The organism is Paenibacillus sp. AR247 (assembly GCF_002968895.1).
Classification (GTDB): Bacteria; Bacillota; Bacilli; order Paenibacillales; family Paenibacillaceae; genus Paenibacillus_AQ; species Paenibacillus_AQ favisporus.
Genome location: NZ_PCZT01000009.1, coordinates 339,093 through 353,950, shown reverse-complemented (window position 1 = coordinate 353,950; position 14,858 = coordinate 339,093). Strand labels below are relative to the sequence as shown.

Below are 14,858 nucleotides of genomic sequence, written 5' to 3'. Positions count from 1 at the left end.
CCTCATGAAGGGAATCGCTGCTTTCCGCGAGCATGTTTCGATTCAGCCGGTTTATTCACCGACTTCCCTTCCATGACTAAATCAAGCTCTTCGCGCAGTCGCTCCACTTCCTCGTCGTTTAAGACAATGCCGCCCTTCACAAAACCGTTTTTCTCGAATTCGGCCAATTGATTTGCATTCAGCAACTTACCTCACGCTCCCGCCCGTTTTATAATGATGGATGTAAACGCCTTCTATAGATTTATCATAGATGGTATGCTCATTATTGTATTTTCCGAAATCCATCATCTTTTTGGGTATTTGCAAGTTTAAGCTTCAGACGGAGGAGATTGGTCATGCATACCGGAACATTAGACATGATTACGCCAACGGTCAATTTTTCTGCACGGGCAACGGCGGAGGCGGGAACGGACTGGGGGTATCGGAGGATCCCCGACAATCAGCTTTTCTATGTCGTGTCCGGCTGCGCAGAGCTCGAAATAGGAGGACAAAAAGTAGCCATTCTGCCGGGAGAATGCGTTTGTTACGGTCCGGAATGCCAAACGAAGCTGACGGCGATTCGAACGACTGATTATATCAGCGTTCATTTCCATTGGCACGCCTCTTCTCCTTTGCCCGTCCATCCCGGTCTCCAAATCAAATATGGCGATCCGGGTTCGTTCAGTGCCCCGCAACTGTCCGTTTTTCATATACCGTCTTACGGAGAAGTCAAGATTCCAACCCTGCTGACCATTGCCGGACTTGAACCGATCCTGTCTAAAATGGTTAATGAATACGAATCCGAGCTCCCGGGATATACGCTGACATTGCGTTCGCTTATGATGCAGGCGATTACCCTGATCTGTCGACAGCTGCTCGGGAACGACCACGTACAAGGTTCGAGGAACAAGATCGAACCGGCCATTCAAGCGATGCAGGATGAGCCCGGCATAAACTGGTCGGTTGCCGCACTTGCGAGCTTGTGCGGCTATCATCCGGTACATTTCACCAAGCTGTTCAAACATGAAATGGGGGTGACACCGAAGCATTTTATTATCAGAGAAAGGATCAAACGGGCGAAGCTCGCGCTTCTGCAGGGCGAGAAGCTGGAGTTGATCGCGGAAAGATTCGGTTTCAAGAGCCTTCACTATTTCAGTTATCAATTCAAACAGGAGACAGGTCTCACACCGACGGAATTCCGAATGAACGGCCGGACCGGCGGAGATGGATAGCGCCTTTGGCCATCGTTTGAATAGCTTAGCCGTTCATAATTATCGGCTGCCGGCGCTGGCTTAACGAGTCGATTGTCGGGTTGTTTGGTCGTAAAGGTCTGCAAGCGATTTGGCAATCCGCTCGATGACCGTCATAGAACGGTAATACCCGCCGTGTGAATTAAGGGGGGTGCTGGCCAGAAAACCTGGGTTTCTGACCTCCACATCTTCTGTCACAGCCGCATTATACTCCGCGCTTAAACGTTTGAGCGGATAGGCGATCACATCATCTTTANCGTAGAAATTACCCATTCGCCGTATGGGGANCCCTTCGGCCAAAAGAGCAGGCGAAGGAAACGATATCGGCTTGCCAAAGTCGTTATACCGCATCGTCCAGATCGCAATCGGGCTGCCCATTGTGTAAAAATGTGTTAGCGTATCACCACGAACGAGTGCCGAAGGATTTTCACTTATTGATGCAAGCTTGCCGCTTGGCAGCCTGCCGTTTTGCAGGTCGTATATGAAGTTACTCGCGATGATCGTGCCAAGACTGTGGCTTATGATGCACAGCGGGGCGCTGGGTCCTGTGCACTGCGCGAGCTCCTGCAGCTTTTCATAAAATCGTTCGTGAATTGCGGTGTAGATGTAGTTCCTGTCATCGTCACCTGCTTTATGGGGCAGCGGTTGATAGGCAATGGCGTCACCTAGAAAGCTGATCGCATACCCCCGAGCATTGATCCACTTGTTCCAGTGCAAATGGTCAGGCGCAAGCTTTTCCTTGAGCTCATCTTCAAGACGGTCCGTAATGTCCGCCCAATAAATCCCCTTGCTGACCAGCTCCACCGCTGGACATATTTCACCTAACCGCTTGCTAATGAGCCCTGCCATCGCCTCATGAAAATGTTCTTTTTGCTTTCCAATGCCGTGCACAAACCCTACCGCGATTTTCATCGAATTCCCCACCACCTTCATCGCAGATCGACTTCCATATTATTCTAATTATAACGGAAAGCATAGGCGCCGTTCCAACAAAGAACAGGTGCTGCCTCTGAATTATGGCGTGTGCTCGAGGAGCATGGCCGGAAATGATGAAAGAGGGTTTCTTCGTTCATTCAAGTTCCTTTTTAGTACTGTGCTTGGGATTTTGCCAATATACTCTAAAGATATGATATGACAATGGCTTCTTCTATTTTCAGGAAGGAAGATCAGCACATGCCGATAAGTCCGCCAATGTTGCAGAGGGGCGATACCGTTGGAGTCGTTACTTTGGGGAGTCCGCTCGCTGCAGACGTAATTAATGCACGGATCGAAATTTTGAGAGCAATGGGATTCAATGTTGTATTGGGTCAATATGTATATGCACAAAACGGGTTTCTTGCCGGCACAGACGAGCAGCGGGCTTCTGATTTGATGATGATGTTTCAAGACGAGCGGGTTAAAATGATCCTACCCACCAGAGGCGGTACAGGAGTGGCGGGAATTCTTCCTTACCTTGATTATACGGTGATCCGCAATAACCCAAAAATTGTGACAGGTTACAGCGATATAACGGTACTATTAAACGTAATGCATCAATATGTAGATTTAATAACATTCCATAGTCTGCTGCTCATTGACTTCAAACCCGATACGCCCGCTTATAATTTCGATCAGTTTTTCTCTGCGACATCCGTGTATTCATCAACCCGGACCATCTTCAATCCGCCTGGGATGCCGCTGATCAGCCGTGTTCCGGGCAACGTTACTGGGCAGCTTGTAGGCGGTAATTTGACCTCCTTTATCGATACGTTGGGCACGCCTTTCGAAGTCGATACAATGGGTAAAATTCTTGTTCTTGAAGAAACTCATGAGCCTACCAATACCGTCTACAGGTACTTGAATCATTTGAAGCTTGCCGGAAAATTCCGTGACTGCCTCGGCATCATTATGGGGGAGTGCTCGGGCTGCCAGGTTGCTTATGGTAAATCGTATGAGGATATAATCAACGAATTTGTTGTACCTCTCGGTAAGCCACTGATAACGAACCTTGCCACAGGTCATGGCTTTTATAAAGCCGCTTTGCCGATTGGCGCAACGGTTAATCTCGATTCAGTCAATAATAGAATAACTATAGTTGAACCTACCATCAGCGTTATCTGATCATTATGACCAACGATCAGCCTGTCTTTATTGTGCTAACGTTCGTTAGCGTAACAGTGAACACTACTAATCTGCATGAAGTTATTAATACATACATTACTGTATTATATGCTGTTTCCGGCAATAATTTGATTTACAGTTCGTAACGCAGAAGAGATCGCACCTTCAATCCAAATAAATTCTACCTTCTTCGGCAGTCAGTATTGGGAGCATTCGAATCATCTGTTTCGGCTTATACCAAGCATACGCACCTCGAGAGTAAGGATGATGATCCCAAGAAAAAACCGTCCCACCTTCATAATTATAAGACAATTCAGGAAGCACCTGTTTGATTTCTGATACAGCTGAGTTAAAATTACCAGCTTTAGATAATTCTCGCGCTGATTCACCGGAGGAGTACGAACAAATTAACCCCCTCTTGATGTCGTTTGCGAGAATGTAGCATCAAGCAACCATCCAATTTTCAGATCCGTATTTACTGTAGTAAAGGAACTTAGGTTGTTCCAGAATCTAGTTCTGCTTTGTATGACGGTACGCGTAACGGAAGTTGAAAGTTGATTTTGAATGACATCATTTTTTTCTTGCTAAGGGAAGGAGAAAAATGAATTGTACGCAAGACTGTAGAGGGAATGGCTACAATGACCCGATCACAGCTGATCGTGAAAACTTCGCCGGAATGATTAAATCGGATTGTTACTTCTTTATTACTATGTTCAATATGCGTCACAGCACATCCATAACTGATATTTGAGCCAATAGTAAGGGCAAGCTTTTTCGGTAGTTGATCCATTCCACCTACTATCGTTTTTGAGCTTCTTTCGGAACCGGCCATTTTTAAATCAAGCAGCCGCTGTAATGCAGATACTTTGCGAATACCATCTCCTAACATCTGCATATATCCGATTTCAAACAGCTTAATCGCACCCGAAGATGCTCCTTGACCTCTAAGATATTCTTCCATTGTCATTGAATCGAGCTGTATCGCTTGTGTTGTGGGCCAGCCAGGCAAAAAAGGATTACCCGTCGCATTAAGCCCCGGCGTGAGATACTTTTCCAACATTCCCGCATATCCTAAAATTCTTTCCTCGGCTGTAAGTGGAGCAGGCCATAGTGCAGGTTCAGCAGGAGAATCTATGATTAATCTCCCGCCGATATATGACAAACTTCTATTGGGGACAGGTAAATTTATCAATTGAACCCCGGCTTGCTGGGCATAACTCAATGTGAGAAAATGATGCTCGCCAATGAATGCAGCCCCAAGCTCACAAAACAATCCGTCGGCAAAATGATCCCGCATCGTGTATATGCGACCACCCGGTTGGCTATTGGCCTCTAATAAACGCACGTTATATCCTTGTTTCATAAGCTCCAAAGTACATACCAAACCCGCCATCCCTGCCCCAATAACTACAATCCGCTCAGGAAAACGACCTGTTACCATACAATCCGATTCCTCCAAATATTACTTTATAGACATTATGTGTGTTTGTAATCCAATTGGTTCCTAGGCACTTCAATAAAAAAGGAACAGTGCCGGCTCATGGCATTCTGCTCCCTTATTTTGAACTATGATTTCCCGAGCGCAGTAAATGGGAAAATTCGTACCCAGGTGCGCTGGTGTTTTGGGCTGTCCGTAAGTGTCTGTACGTTACTGTCGTTAACGTTTATTGGTCACCTTGAATGGCATGGTAGCCGCGCCGCTGCAATTCTTTGCAGACCGAAGTTTTGCCGGTGCCGGAGCCCCCTTCAATCAGATAATTCCTAATGCCCATGGCTAGACCCTCCATCCAAATGGATAAGCACAATTTAGTCAGCCTCTATACCTTTCACTTATTTCGTTAAATATCTACCTTTACTCTTATTCGTTCGGAATTAATTCATACAAGTCACGAACATCACAGCCGATGGAATCTGCGATCGATATGGCCATTTTGAGTGGCATCACTCTTTTGTTTTCAATAAAGTCATAAACCCGTTCCGGTTTAAAAAGCAAGTCTTTTGCCAGCCATTCTGCTGACTTTCCGGATTCCACCAATCGTTCATTCAGCAAGCAACGTCCAAGTTCAAATTTCAATTAGCGATGACCTCCCGCGTAAGAAAATAGTTATTTAACCTTAAGCGTTGTCCATTGCCAGCAAGAGTATACTTTATAATGGAGGTCATAACGATAAGATTCCACATGCGTATGCCCAATAGGTCGAGTTCCATCGCTGGGCTATCGTCCGTTAGTTTAATCTGCAAAGCAGTGCTATTTTATTCAAAAAACCATTTTATTTCTGTTGAGCCGATATCTTTTTCAGCTATCACGGGTGCTTTTTGAGCATCACCTAACTTTTCAATGCGCAATTGATATGGTTTAAGCATCTCTTCCCAATTGTTGGGAGGCGACAAATTTGAAGCCGCATGGCTGAGATAATCAGTAATAATTTGTTTTAATTGGTCATTGCTTATTTGACCCGGATCATATTCAATTCCAACTTTGTATCGTTTCACTTTGAGGTTGGCAGCGAACCCCGTTAAAAGTATGCCAGGTTGTTTATCAATTTGTTTTATACTTTTGGACAAACTTTGTCCGACTTCAGGAAAAGTATCCTTATTGCTTTCCCCTTGGCAGCCCGCAATAATGGTAACGGACGCAATCAGAACCAATATTATTAAAAGATGTAAAGTACGCAGCAAATTTAACCTCACCTCTGTGCTTATGGATGATATTTTTACCACCCCTGTTTTCAAATTTCTCTCCATCTCGCTGACTATAAATAATCTGTACCCAACCCACGTAACCTTCCGGAATTAATATCACAGTTGGTGTTCTTATACTGCAAGCATTTGCGGTCATGGCAATTGTCAGCAATGCTGCAATCAGGGACACCGTTTTCTTATATATACTGTCTCCACAATATTCCTGCAGGGTATATTTCGCCTCCTCCATGAATGTAACTATTTTAATTATTTAGTGTTATATAAAGTGAGGAGGCAGATCTATGAAATTAAATATCATTAGAATCACCGCTGCGCTCGTGTTAGGGACAAGTGCCATAGCCATACCAAACCTATCCTTTGCGGCATCAAACATTTTGTCCACTGAATCCAGGACATTAGTTCTACAAATTAACGCAAGTAAAAGTGTAATTGAGGGTAACGCTAAGGCCCAGTTACTGGATATCAGCCAGGGGAAACTAACGAAGGCGCTGAGCCCAAATCAAAAAATCCTGGATACACACGTAATGAGTAACCCAACAAAAATGGTTATTTTGACAACAGGTCCCCACAACCGAATTGAAAAGCATGATTACAATGTGGATGGAGTCGAAATCAGCAAATCTGACTATAAAATAACGGTTCCAGATCAGGGTAAGGTCAAGTGGGTAGCACCAGCTAAAGGTGTAAATGAGCGTGTTATGGTTCAAAATGGAGATCAATTTACACTCTATACAACTTCCGGTAATCCTATCGTAAAATACAACGCTCAGCTAGAGGATAGTACTTATGAACATGTGAACATCGTCGATTGGGATTTTTCAGCTTACCCCTACATTGCAATAATGTACGCCGGACAGCGAACGATGGCTGAGGATTACTTTATCCGTATCGTAAATATGTATAGTAAAGCCTCTAGTAAGGTACCTGGATTAAACATTGATAAGCAGCTTCGTATCGATAAACAAGGGCAACTGAATATCTGGAATTCCTACACTTACGATGAGATTACACCTGCCAACGTTGCACATCCGGACCCTACGCAGAAGCAAACGTTTCATGCTTTATATAGTATGAGTACAGGAAAAACTCTAACTGAACACCAACTTCTCTTCAAGCCGACTCCTGGTCAGGAGGCCAGTGGCTGGATTACACAGGTCGTAGGAGATACTGTATTTGTTCAAGATCTAAGCACCGGGTTGTGGAGTTTATATCCTACTAGGAAATCGGACGCTATAGCTTCAGAGCAGACTGGACTTGAAAAAAATCCGACGTTTTTTGGTTATAATTCCCAATCCAAAATCAGCATACTTCTTGGAAACAATAAACGGTTCCACTGCCCCAAACATAAAAAAAATTATTCTGAAATAAACCAAAAAATCAGGCCTTCCAAGATCCTATTATCTGCGGAAATAGTGAATATGGTGTAGATCTTGGCTTGGCCCTTTTTGAATAAACTTAAAACCTTTATTTATTATTGAATCAAAATGTAGATTATTCCATTACTCTTTGTATAATGAACTATCTTTCCGTATGCCTCTGCAATTCCTCTGATTGGCAAATATACACGCCCATTTTTCAAAATCGCTTCTTGACGAAGCTCAAAGATCTTGCCATTATCTTTAAATTCTTTTTCCCCGATCTTAATCTTAATTCGCTCCTTTATATAATCATCAGAATCGGTAAATGCAAATATCAGAATTTTCTTCGTATTGTCCCACCAGATCCCTTTACCTGGTACAATAAAAGGGAGTGCGCCTGTTACATAAGTGGGATTCACCAAGATATTTCCATTATCTATCGTGTAATCTCCATTGCTTAATGTTGCTTCACTTCCATCTGGATACCCTACTTTTACAGAGTCGGGAAAAGGTGCTGCGGTAACGCGAACGTCAAGTGCGATTAAGCCTATTGAAAACAAAACAGCTGTGAGAATACTCCGCATCTTCATTAACTAAACTCCTTTTCTATCATTTTTTGGTTACCTACTGATAGAACGATAATGTAAGGATATTGTTGCATTATCGTTAAAACACAAAAAGCCGTAACTACGCGGCTATTGAACATGCATGTTGTTCTTGTCGTCTTACAAATACTCAAATTAATAATTCTACTCGTTCCTTCCAGACAGAAAAATCACATGGCTTCCATAAGGATAACTCGTGCCTCCATTTCTCAAACCCCTCTTTATCTTTCCAACCCAAAGAAAGTTCTGCTAAGCCCTATCAACGTTATAAGCGTCGACCTTGTATTTGTAATTCATATCAATTAAGGCTAACCAATTCTTCATTTTTACTCTGAGACAAGTTCCCGGATTCCCCGGATGATCTGCTCCCGTGCCTTAAGCTTGTCCTTGAGCCGGCCAATTTCGGCCTCTGCATCTTCTGACCTGCCTGTTCCTTTGAACTCAAATCCGGTAATAATCCAATCGGTGGACACCTTGTACAGGTCGGCTAGCCTGGACAGCGATACCAGATCCGGTTCGGTCTTTGCGGTTTCATACGCGCTCAAGGTTTTATTGTTGATCTGCGTCAAACGAAATACTTCCATTTGCGTTAGTTTACGGTTAATACGGGCGTTGCGCAAACGTACGGCGATATCCTCCAATTGTGTCTTTGCCATGCATCGGCCACTCCTCCATAGAAATTCTATTGACTGTATCGTCTAAAGATAGAACGCACGAAAATCGAAAAAGTCCCATGGCAGGCTGCCCTTTAATGAAATTAGTAAGAATCTTTGGCTCTAAAAATAACGAAATGGATGCTTAGCCCAAGAGCTAGCGTGTACCACAAGCCGGTGGTTCAGAATGAGATCTTCTTATGTCTGATTTTCTCCTGCTATGAAGTGAAGATGCGTCTAGGCACTGATTTTTTGCTCGGCTTACCCTACTTTAACCAATAATCGGCAGCCGTTTATTCGATAATAAATCATCAATAAGCATCTTATGTTCAGTGAATATATTCTCTGGTAATTCCTTAAGAGAATAAAATTTATTTTGAAGCGACTCCTCGTTACTTTCAACTAACTTACCACTATACTGATCACAAACAAATGATATAAGGACTAGTGAGACTTGGTCGCCATTAGAAAACGTTTTGTCATACTGAGGCCCAGAATAGATCCCGAATAACTTAAGTTCTTCTAATATAAGCCCCGTCTCTTCGTAGATCTCTCTTCTTGCTGTATCTTGTACGCTCTCTCCTAAATCCATAAACCCGCCTGGAAAACCCCATTGACCATTATCTGAACGTTTCTGCATCAGGACTCGGTTTTCTTTGTCAAAAACAAATGCACCAGCTACAACCATAATGACCTTCTCGTTCCCCACCATTGACCTTAAATGTTGTATGTAATCCATCTACACCCTCCACTCTACTAGCCAAATCATAACAATAGTCTATGTTTAATGGATTAGGCGTGGAATGGATTTTTGTAACTTGTGCATGGATATTAGTTCTTGTCGTCTTATATTACTTTATTCTAATAACGACTTTTCCCTTAGCCCTTCCGCTTTCCAGGTAATGAAATGCTTGCTCGGCATCTTTCAAAAGATACACCTTATCAATAATCGGCTTAATAAGTCCGCCTTCAATATACCCCTTTATAACGTTTAATTGTTCTCCGCTCGGTTTCATAAAAAGGAAGTGATACGTCGTTTGGCTCTTTTTCTCTTGGGCTTTGATCTTACGGCTCGCGATAGACAAAATGGTTGTTTTCACCCAACCCAATTTCGCCTCTCTTCCAAATCTGGCGTTCGGCATGCCGGAAATGGATACAATTTGTCCGCCTGGTTTCAGTATGCGGAATGATTTGTCCAAAGCTTCTCCACCCAAAGTATCCAAAACAGCGTCATATCCGTTAAGGGTTTCTTCAAAATTCTCTTTTTTATAATTAATAATTAGATCAGCCCCCAACGATTTGACCAACTCATAGCCTTTTTCACTTGCAGTTGTGGCAACAAATGCACCCATCAGCTTGGCCAGTTGGATGGCGAAGGTTCCTACGCCTCCCGAACCTGCGTGAATCAAGATTTTTTGGCCTTTTTTTAAGATTTAAAATATCAACAAATGCTTGGTAAGTCGTAAGTCCAATCAGCGGTATCGATGCTGCCTCTTCAAAAGTCAGATTCTCCGGTTTCAGCCAAATATCTTCCTCATGAACAGCAATAAACTCAGCTAATGTTCCGATCCGGTCTTGCGTGGTCTTCCATAAACTTCATCTCCAGGTTTAAACGTATTGACCCGGCTGCCAACCTTGACTACAACTCCTGAGAAATCATTCCCCAAAATTAGAGGAAACTTGTAATTCAATAATATTTTCATTTTCCTTCCTTAATTTTATAGTCAATAGGATTTAAGCTGGCTGCATGAATTTCCACCAGTACATCATGTTCTCCGATATTCGGCATAGGTTGTTCTGTCATGACTAATGGAACATTTTTTCCGTACTTGTTAATGATCATAGCTTTCATTTCTTATCACTCCTAATAATATGATTATTAGTTTAAACAATTAAACCAAATGTCGAATAAAATATCCCTAGAACTTAAGTCTTTTGGTTAATCACTGAGACCATCGCATTCGTCTTCAACGGCAGTAATTAATGACTTGAGTTGTTCAAGTGGTTTACGGACAGTCAACACATAGTAGTTTTCTACGCCTTTTTTTTCGGATTTAATAAAACCAGACTGTTTCAATACCTTTAAATGATGGGATACAGCCGGTCTGGACAAATTGATATGTCCTGCTATTGTATTCACATTAAGTCCCGATTTGTTCTGTGCTAACAGCATAATAATAGCTTGACGGTTTACATCGGTCAGCACCTCCAATAGAGGGATACAATCTTTAAATTGTTGTAGAATATCCTCCGTTTGCTGGCTCATGCCATTCACCTCTTAAGTTCATTGGTTTAATCTATTAAACATAATTATAGAGTGTTTATTAACAAAATCAAGCCTACGTAAAAACACACCTATAATTTGTGCCTTCGTGATAAGGTTCTTCTGAATGAGTTACCTATCCGATTTCAATTTAATTTGATGGCCTTCTCTTCATATGTCTTGAAGGGGAGGCCTTTATGTCATTATCTTTCGGTGGACGTGGGACTGCATCCGCAAAATCCTCATGCCCCGTCCATGCCATAGTTACAATAAGAGCCCTCTCGCCCGGCCCAAAATCCCATCGGATGCATAGACTGATTTATCCAATGTGAGTAAGGAGGAAAAGGCTTTTGATGAACAAGAAAAATAAGGGCCGATCAAAAACGGTCTCACCCCGGCCCAAATTCCGCAAAAAACCAGTGCATATCAATGCATCTGAAAACGAGCTTGAGTGGTTGGCCAAAATCAATCCCGCCCGAGATCCCAAACAGGTCCAGTTAGTTGTAGAACTCCCGAATGAGGTATATGAATACTTACAGGAGAATGAAGTGGAATGGGATCGTGCCATTCAAAATGGTTTGCGTAGTGCAATGGAACCCGCGATAAACCCAGATTCGATCAAGGAAATAAAGTACCGAATTCAAGTAGTTACATCCGCCGACAGCAGCCAAAGTTAAACGGCTTTAGGATCTGTTTCAGACGCAGGATCTGCCATGGTTTATGTGGGTGTAGCACCAGTTGATATTAAGCGCGTGACATCTTCGTCAACCGAAAGTTGTACGATCCTGCCTATTGCGACGGCAGCCGATGATTTTGGCCGGATGCCGTCGTATTGCTCCCCGTTAACTTGACGTCGTTACCTATTGACCAGCACCCTGCTGGTTCAAAGATCCGAACACCGATAAAAAACCGGATATCAAGCGGGTACCTCTAGAGAACGCCGACGGCCTCTGGATCACCAACTCCGAACCTCCGCGGCTATTTTACTTTATTTAATAAGTTTGTTACCATTCTGCTCAATGTCCCTTGATCGATAAAAGGAGCAAGACTCGCCAGCAGATCCGGGCTAAGATGTTCAATTTCGACTCCAGCAATCAACTTTTCGAGATTTTCCCTGCCCAGAAAAGGTGCGAGGCTAATGATCCGGTTCGCATCGATGGTGCCGTCTACAACCCGATCTGCCAAACGACCTAACGTCTCTCTGCTGATGAAGGGTGCAAGTTCATTCACGACATTCCAGCTCACGCTGCCTTCTTCAGCTTCTAGTATCAACCGATCCACCTGCTCCCTACCCAGAAAAGGGGCGAGGCTTATGATCCGGTTCGCATCGATGGTGCCGTCTACAACCCGGTCTACCAAACGATTTAATGTCTCTTTGCTGATAAAAGGTGCCAGCTCTTGGACCAAATGCCAACTCAAGCCACCCTCTTCGACATGCTGTACCAACCGATCTACTTGTTCTCTTCCAAGAAACGGAGCAATTTCAACCAGACGATGCACTTCTAAGGAGCCGTCAATCGATTTATCCACCAGTCGGTTTAATGTGTCACTGCTAACGAATGGAGCAAGTCCGGTAATAGCGTCCCACAGAATTTCGCTTCCTTCTACTTGACGAACCAGTTCATCTAATGTATCTGTTCCGAGGAACGGCGCCAGACTCAAGATCACGTCTACCTTAAGGACGCTGCTGTCTAATCGTTCAGTCACCTTATGCAAAGCGCTTGCTTTTACAAACGGCGCTACTTCTACAAGCTCTTCGAGTTCCACCTCACCGGCATTAACTCTCTCTGCAACTTGTTCCGGCTTGTTCTCTGCGATCTCCTCCACGATCGTTCCTAGGTGCAGGTGCTCCCGAACTTCTGTGTGATCTCCTGCATTTAGAATGTCGTCTACCGTTTTGCCGAATAATCTAGCCAACTGCGGAAGCGTTCCGATATCCGGTAACGAGTCGCCCCGTTCCCATTTCGATACCGCTTGATGGCTTACATTCAGTTGATCGGCTAGTTCCAATTGTGTCAGATCCCGGTCTTTGCGAAGCTTCGAAATATAAGCTCCAATTTTACGTAAGTCGAGCATCGTATACCTACCTCCGATTAAACAAAATGTACAGTGCGCACTGTCGAAAACAGCATAACATTTCCAAAAACGTCATCCTATCAAGCGTTGGTTGAATCGGCACAACCGCTTTATTCAACTGCCGGTAGAATGCTCTATAAAGTAAATTTTTTTACTCTAAAAGGCAATATCTTTTGGCGGAAAATCATTTCATTTCGCCAACATATAATTCAGCAAGTTAAGGCAGCCGACCTCCTGCCGACTAAGGAAAACGCTCCTATTACTGATCAGTTAATTCTGAACCCCCGGCTTAGTTATGTGTTTATTGGCTGCCCTGCTCAGCTTCCTCCTCTACATCCGCGAACCAGAACGTATCGCTGGTTTCATTATCGCACCCGGTTAGCTTGTAATGAGACCCGTACTCTTTATTCTTCTCGAGTTCAATACCACGGCACACCGTGCTTGGACGACCTGCATCACTGCCAAACCCGTCCCTCGAATTGTCATACGTATACACAATTGCCTCGGCCCCATCATAGACCAGTTCATAGAAGATTGGGTCGCCTTCATCCGTGTACTGCGTAATTCGCACCTGATTCGGCACACCCATGTCGAGATTCCCCAGAAACAGCTTCCACTTGTCGAGATTGTACATCTTCCCGTGAACGTTCACGATATCACCATTCGCCGCTGCTTTGTCAGCATCATAAGGGTCAGACACAGCGGGGAACGCTTTCGGCTTCGGTGGCAGTGAAATCGTCTCCCCTTGTGCAGGAGCAGTGGAAGGATTGGTCGTATTGGTGATAGATCTGCCCGACTTCTCACTGCAGCCCGATAGCAAAACCAATCCAGCTGCTAATATTAACACCCATTTGATCATGAATCATCACCTCACATTTAACAACGCTATAGCGAGTATGAATGTTTCAATTGCATAAGCGAGCACTAGACTATTCTTCTATTTGTTGAATTAAAATGTTCCGTATACTATGACCTCCATATATTTAGTAAGGTTTCCCAACACCTTGATGTTCTTACACATACACGCTATCCAGATGTGGAAGGCACAAAAGGATATTCATAAGAAACACAGAGAGAAATTTAACATTTACAATGAGGATACAGAACTTGTGAGGGCTGAGTATGATTAAAAGAATAAAGCTTCGCGCGCTGCTCCTAGGAGGATTTATTACCCTTCTCTTTGTTGTTCTGTTGATTCGGGTATTTACGCTGCAGGTTGTCAAAGGACAAGACTGGCACGAGCGGGCGGTATTCCAGTGGACGAAAAAGGTCCCGATTCCGGCAACCCGCGGCATGATCACGGACAGGAACGGCGATGTGCTGGCTTCCGACATTCCGGCCTATACCGTTATCGTCAATCCGGCCGTCATCCACGAGAACGGATTGGAGAACGAAATTATCGAAGGAATGCACAACATTTTGGGCAAGGATGAACTAGAGCTTAAAGCACTTGTAACAGCCAAAGACCGAAAAGGGAAATACCATGTAAACCGTGAAGTCCGGAATGAAGGGTGGAAAATTGACGAAGCGAAAAAGGCCCGGATCGATGATTTCAACAAAGAACTAAAGACCCAGCTTAAAAAGGAAAAAAAGTGATGGAGACTGGGCTAGGCTTGCTGAAGGAACAGAAGCGGTATTATCCAAAAGGGACACTTGCGGCTCATATTTTGGGTTATACCGACCGGGACGGTGAAGCTGTCGCCGGTCTTGAGGCATACAAAGATGATTACCTCAAAGGTACCCCCGGAGAAATGAAATACGAAAGCGACCGGCAAGGAGACCAGCTTCCCCAAGCAAATATGGTGTACAAGCCGGCTGTTAATGGTAAAAAATGTAAAGGCTGACGATCGACGATACGATCCAGTATTATA

The 14,858-nt window shown here is 43.8% G+C and carries 17 protein-coding genes and 2 pseudogenes; 6 read left to right on the top strand and 13 right to left on the bottom strand.

Annotation, left to right across the window (positions count from 1 at the left end; translation table 11 throughout):
• Positions 1-2 precede the first annotated feature (2 nt).
• A complete protein-coding gene (locus tag CPT76_RS09560) occupies positions 3-185 on the bottom strand; it encodes a hypothetical protein (protein ID WP_105442756.1) in 183 nt (60 codons plus the stop codon).
• A 150-nt stretch (positions 186-335) separates the two neighbouring features.
• Here CPT76_RS09560 and CPT76_RS09555 point away from each other — a divergent pair, with 150 nt between their 5' ends.
• Both CPT76_RS09555 and CPT76_RS09545 read left to right on the top strand, forming a co-directional pair.
• Positions 336-1,211, top strand: a complete 876-nt coding sequence (locus CPT76_RS09555; RefSeq protein WP_105442755.1) for an AraC family transcriptional regulator — start codon at positions 336-338, stop codon at positions 1,209-1,211.
• 1,191 nt (positions 1,212-2,402) lie between these two features.
• Positions 2,403-3,329: a S66 peptidase family protein gene (locus CPT76_RS09545; protein ID WP_105442753.1), complete on the top strand. Its 927-nt coding sequence runs from the start codon at positions 2,403-2,405 to the stop codon at positions 3,327-3,329.
• A gap of 493 nt (positions 3,330-3,822) precedes the next feature.
• Here the strand turns inward: CPT76_RS09545 and CPT76_RS09540 are convergent, their stop codons facing one another.
• From CPT76_RS09540 to CPT76_RS41970, 5 genes and pseudogenes are all read right to left on the bottom strand, one after another.
• A complete protein-coding gene (locus tag CPT76_RS09540; RefSeq protein WP_105442752.1) occupies positions 3,823-4,770 on the bottom strand; it encodes a flavin monoamine oxidase family protein in 948 nt (315 codons plus the stop codon).
• A 223-nt stretch (positions 4,771-4,993) separates the two neighbouring features.
• The gene (locus CPT76_RS09535; RefSeq protein ID WP_219845393.1) at positions 4,994-5,101 is read right to left on the bottom strand and encodes an AAA family ATPase; all 108 of its coding nucleotides are present in this window, start codon (positions 5,099-5,101) and stop codon (positions 4,994-4,996) included.
• Positions 5,102-5,187: 86 nt separating this feature from the next.
• Positions 5,188-5,403 carry a transcriptional regulator gene (locus CPT76_RS09530; protein WP_105442751.1) on the bottom strand — a complete coding sequence of 72 codons (216 nt, stop codon included), beginning with the start codon at positions 5,401-5,403 and terminating at the stop codon, positions 5,188-5,190.
• Positions 5,404-5,582: 179 nt separating this feature from the next.
• Positions 5,583-6,062 carry a hypothetical protein gene (locus tag CPT76_RS09525; protein ID WP_105442750.1) on the bottom strand — a complete coding sequence of 160 codons (480 nt, stop codon included), beginning with the start codon at positions 6,060-6,062 and terminating at the stop codon, positions 5,583-5,585.
• Positions 6,063-6,081: 19 nt separating this feature from the next.
• Positions 6,082-6,168: pseudogene (locus CPT76_RS41970) on the bottom strand (hypothetical protein); the annotation flags it as partial.
• Positions 6,169-6,313: 145 nt separating this feature from the next.
• Between CPT76_RS41970 and CPT76_RS09520 the strand changes: the two are divergent.
• Positions 6,314-7,459 (top strand): hypothetical protein, encoded by a 1,146-nt coding sequence (locus CPT76_RS09520; protein ID WP_105442749.1) that lies wholly within the window; start codon positions 6,314-6,316, stop codon positions 7,457-7,459.
• Between the two features lie 44 nt (positions 7,460-7,503).
• Here CPT76_RS09520 and CPT76_RS09515 read toward each other — a convergent pair whose 3' ends face one another.
• The 5 genes and pseudogenes from CPT76_RS09515 to CPT76_RS09495 form a co-directional block, all read right to left on the bottom strand.
• A complete protein-coding gene (locus CPT76_RS09515; protein WP_105442748.1) occupies positions 7,504-7,980 on the bottom strand; it encodes a stalk domain-containing protein in 477 nt (158 codons plus the stop codon).
• A gap of 341 nt (positions 7,981-8,321) precedes the next feature.
• Complete coding sequence (locus CPT76_RS09510) at positions 8,322-8,651, bottom strand: helix-turn-helix domain-containing protein (protein WP_105442747.1); 330 nt, start codon at positions 8,649-8,651, stop codon at positions 8,322-8,324.
• 268 nt (positions 8,652-8,919) lie between these two features.
• Positions 8,920-9,387 (bottom strand): NUDIX hydrolase, encoded by a 468-nt coding sequence (locus CPT76_RS09505; RefSeq protein ID WP_105442746.1) that lies wholly within the window; start codon positions 9,385-9,387, stop codon positions 8,920-8,922.
• A 112-nt stretch (positions 9,388-9,499) separates the two neighbouring features.
• Positions 9,500-10,500 (bottom strand): annotated as a pseudogene (locus CPT76_RS09500) (NADP-dependent oxidoreductase).
• Between the two features lie 87 nt (positions 10,501-10,587).
• Positions 10,588-10,914, bottom strand: a complete 327-nt coding sequence (locus CPT76_RS09495) for an ArsR/SmtB family transcription factor (protein WP_105442745.1) — start codon at positions 10,912-10,914, stop codon at positions 10,588-10,590.
• A 350-nt stretch (positions 10,915-11,264) separates the two neighbouring features.
• Between CPT76_RS09495 and CPT76_RS09490 the strand changes: the two genes are divergently transcribed.
• Positions 11,265-11,588, top strand: coding sequence for a hypothetical protein (locus CPT76_RS09490; protein ID WP_105442744.1), 324 nt, complete (start codon positions 11,265-11,267; stop codon positions 11,586-11,588).
• A 301-nt stretch (positions 11,589-11,889) separates the two neighbouring features.
• On the opposite strand, the gene CPT76_RS09485 is transcribed toward CPT76_RS09490, so the two are convergent.
• Both CPT76_RS09485 and CPT76_RS09480 read right to left on the bottom strand, forming a co-directional pair.
• Positions 11,890-12,987 (bottom strand): helix-turn-helix transcriptional regulator, encoded by a 1,098-nt coding sequence (locus CPT76_RS09485; RefSeq protein WP_105442743.1) that lies wholly within the window; start codon positions 12,985-12,987, stop codon positions 11,890-11,892.
• A gap of 301 nt (positions 12,988-13,288) precedes the next feature.
• Entirely contained in the window at positions 13,289-13,846 is a 558-nt protein-coding gene (locus CPT76_RS09480; RefSeq protein ID WP_105442742.1) for a DUF4362 domain-containing protein, read from the bottom strand.
• A gap of 263 nt (positions 13,847-14,109) precedes the next feature.
• Here CPT76_RS09480 and CPT76_RS09475 point away from each other — a divergent pair, with 263 nt between their 5' ends.
• Both CPT76_RS09475 and CPT76_RS09470 read left to right on the top strand, forming a co-directional pair.
• Positions 14,110-14,583: a penicillin-binding protein 2 gene (locus CPT76_RS09475; protein WP_105442741.1), complete on the top strand. Its 474-nt coding sequence runs from the start codon at positions 14,110-14,112 to the stop codon at positions 14,581-14,583.
• Complete coding sequence (locus CPT76_RS09470; RefSeq protein WP_105442740.1) at positions 14,583-14,831, top strand: hypothetical protein; 249 nt, start codon at positions 14,583-14,585, stop codon at positions 14,829-14,831. The genes CPT76_RS09475 and CPT76_RS09470 overlap by 1 nt, the downstream gene beginning before the upstream one ends.
• The last annotated feature ends 27 nt before the right edge of the window (positions 14,832-14,858 follow it).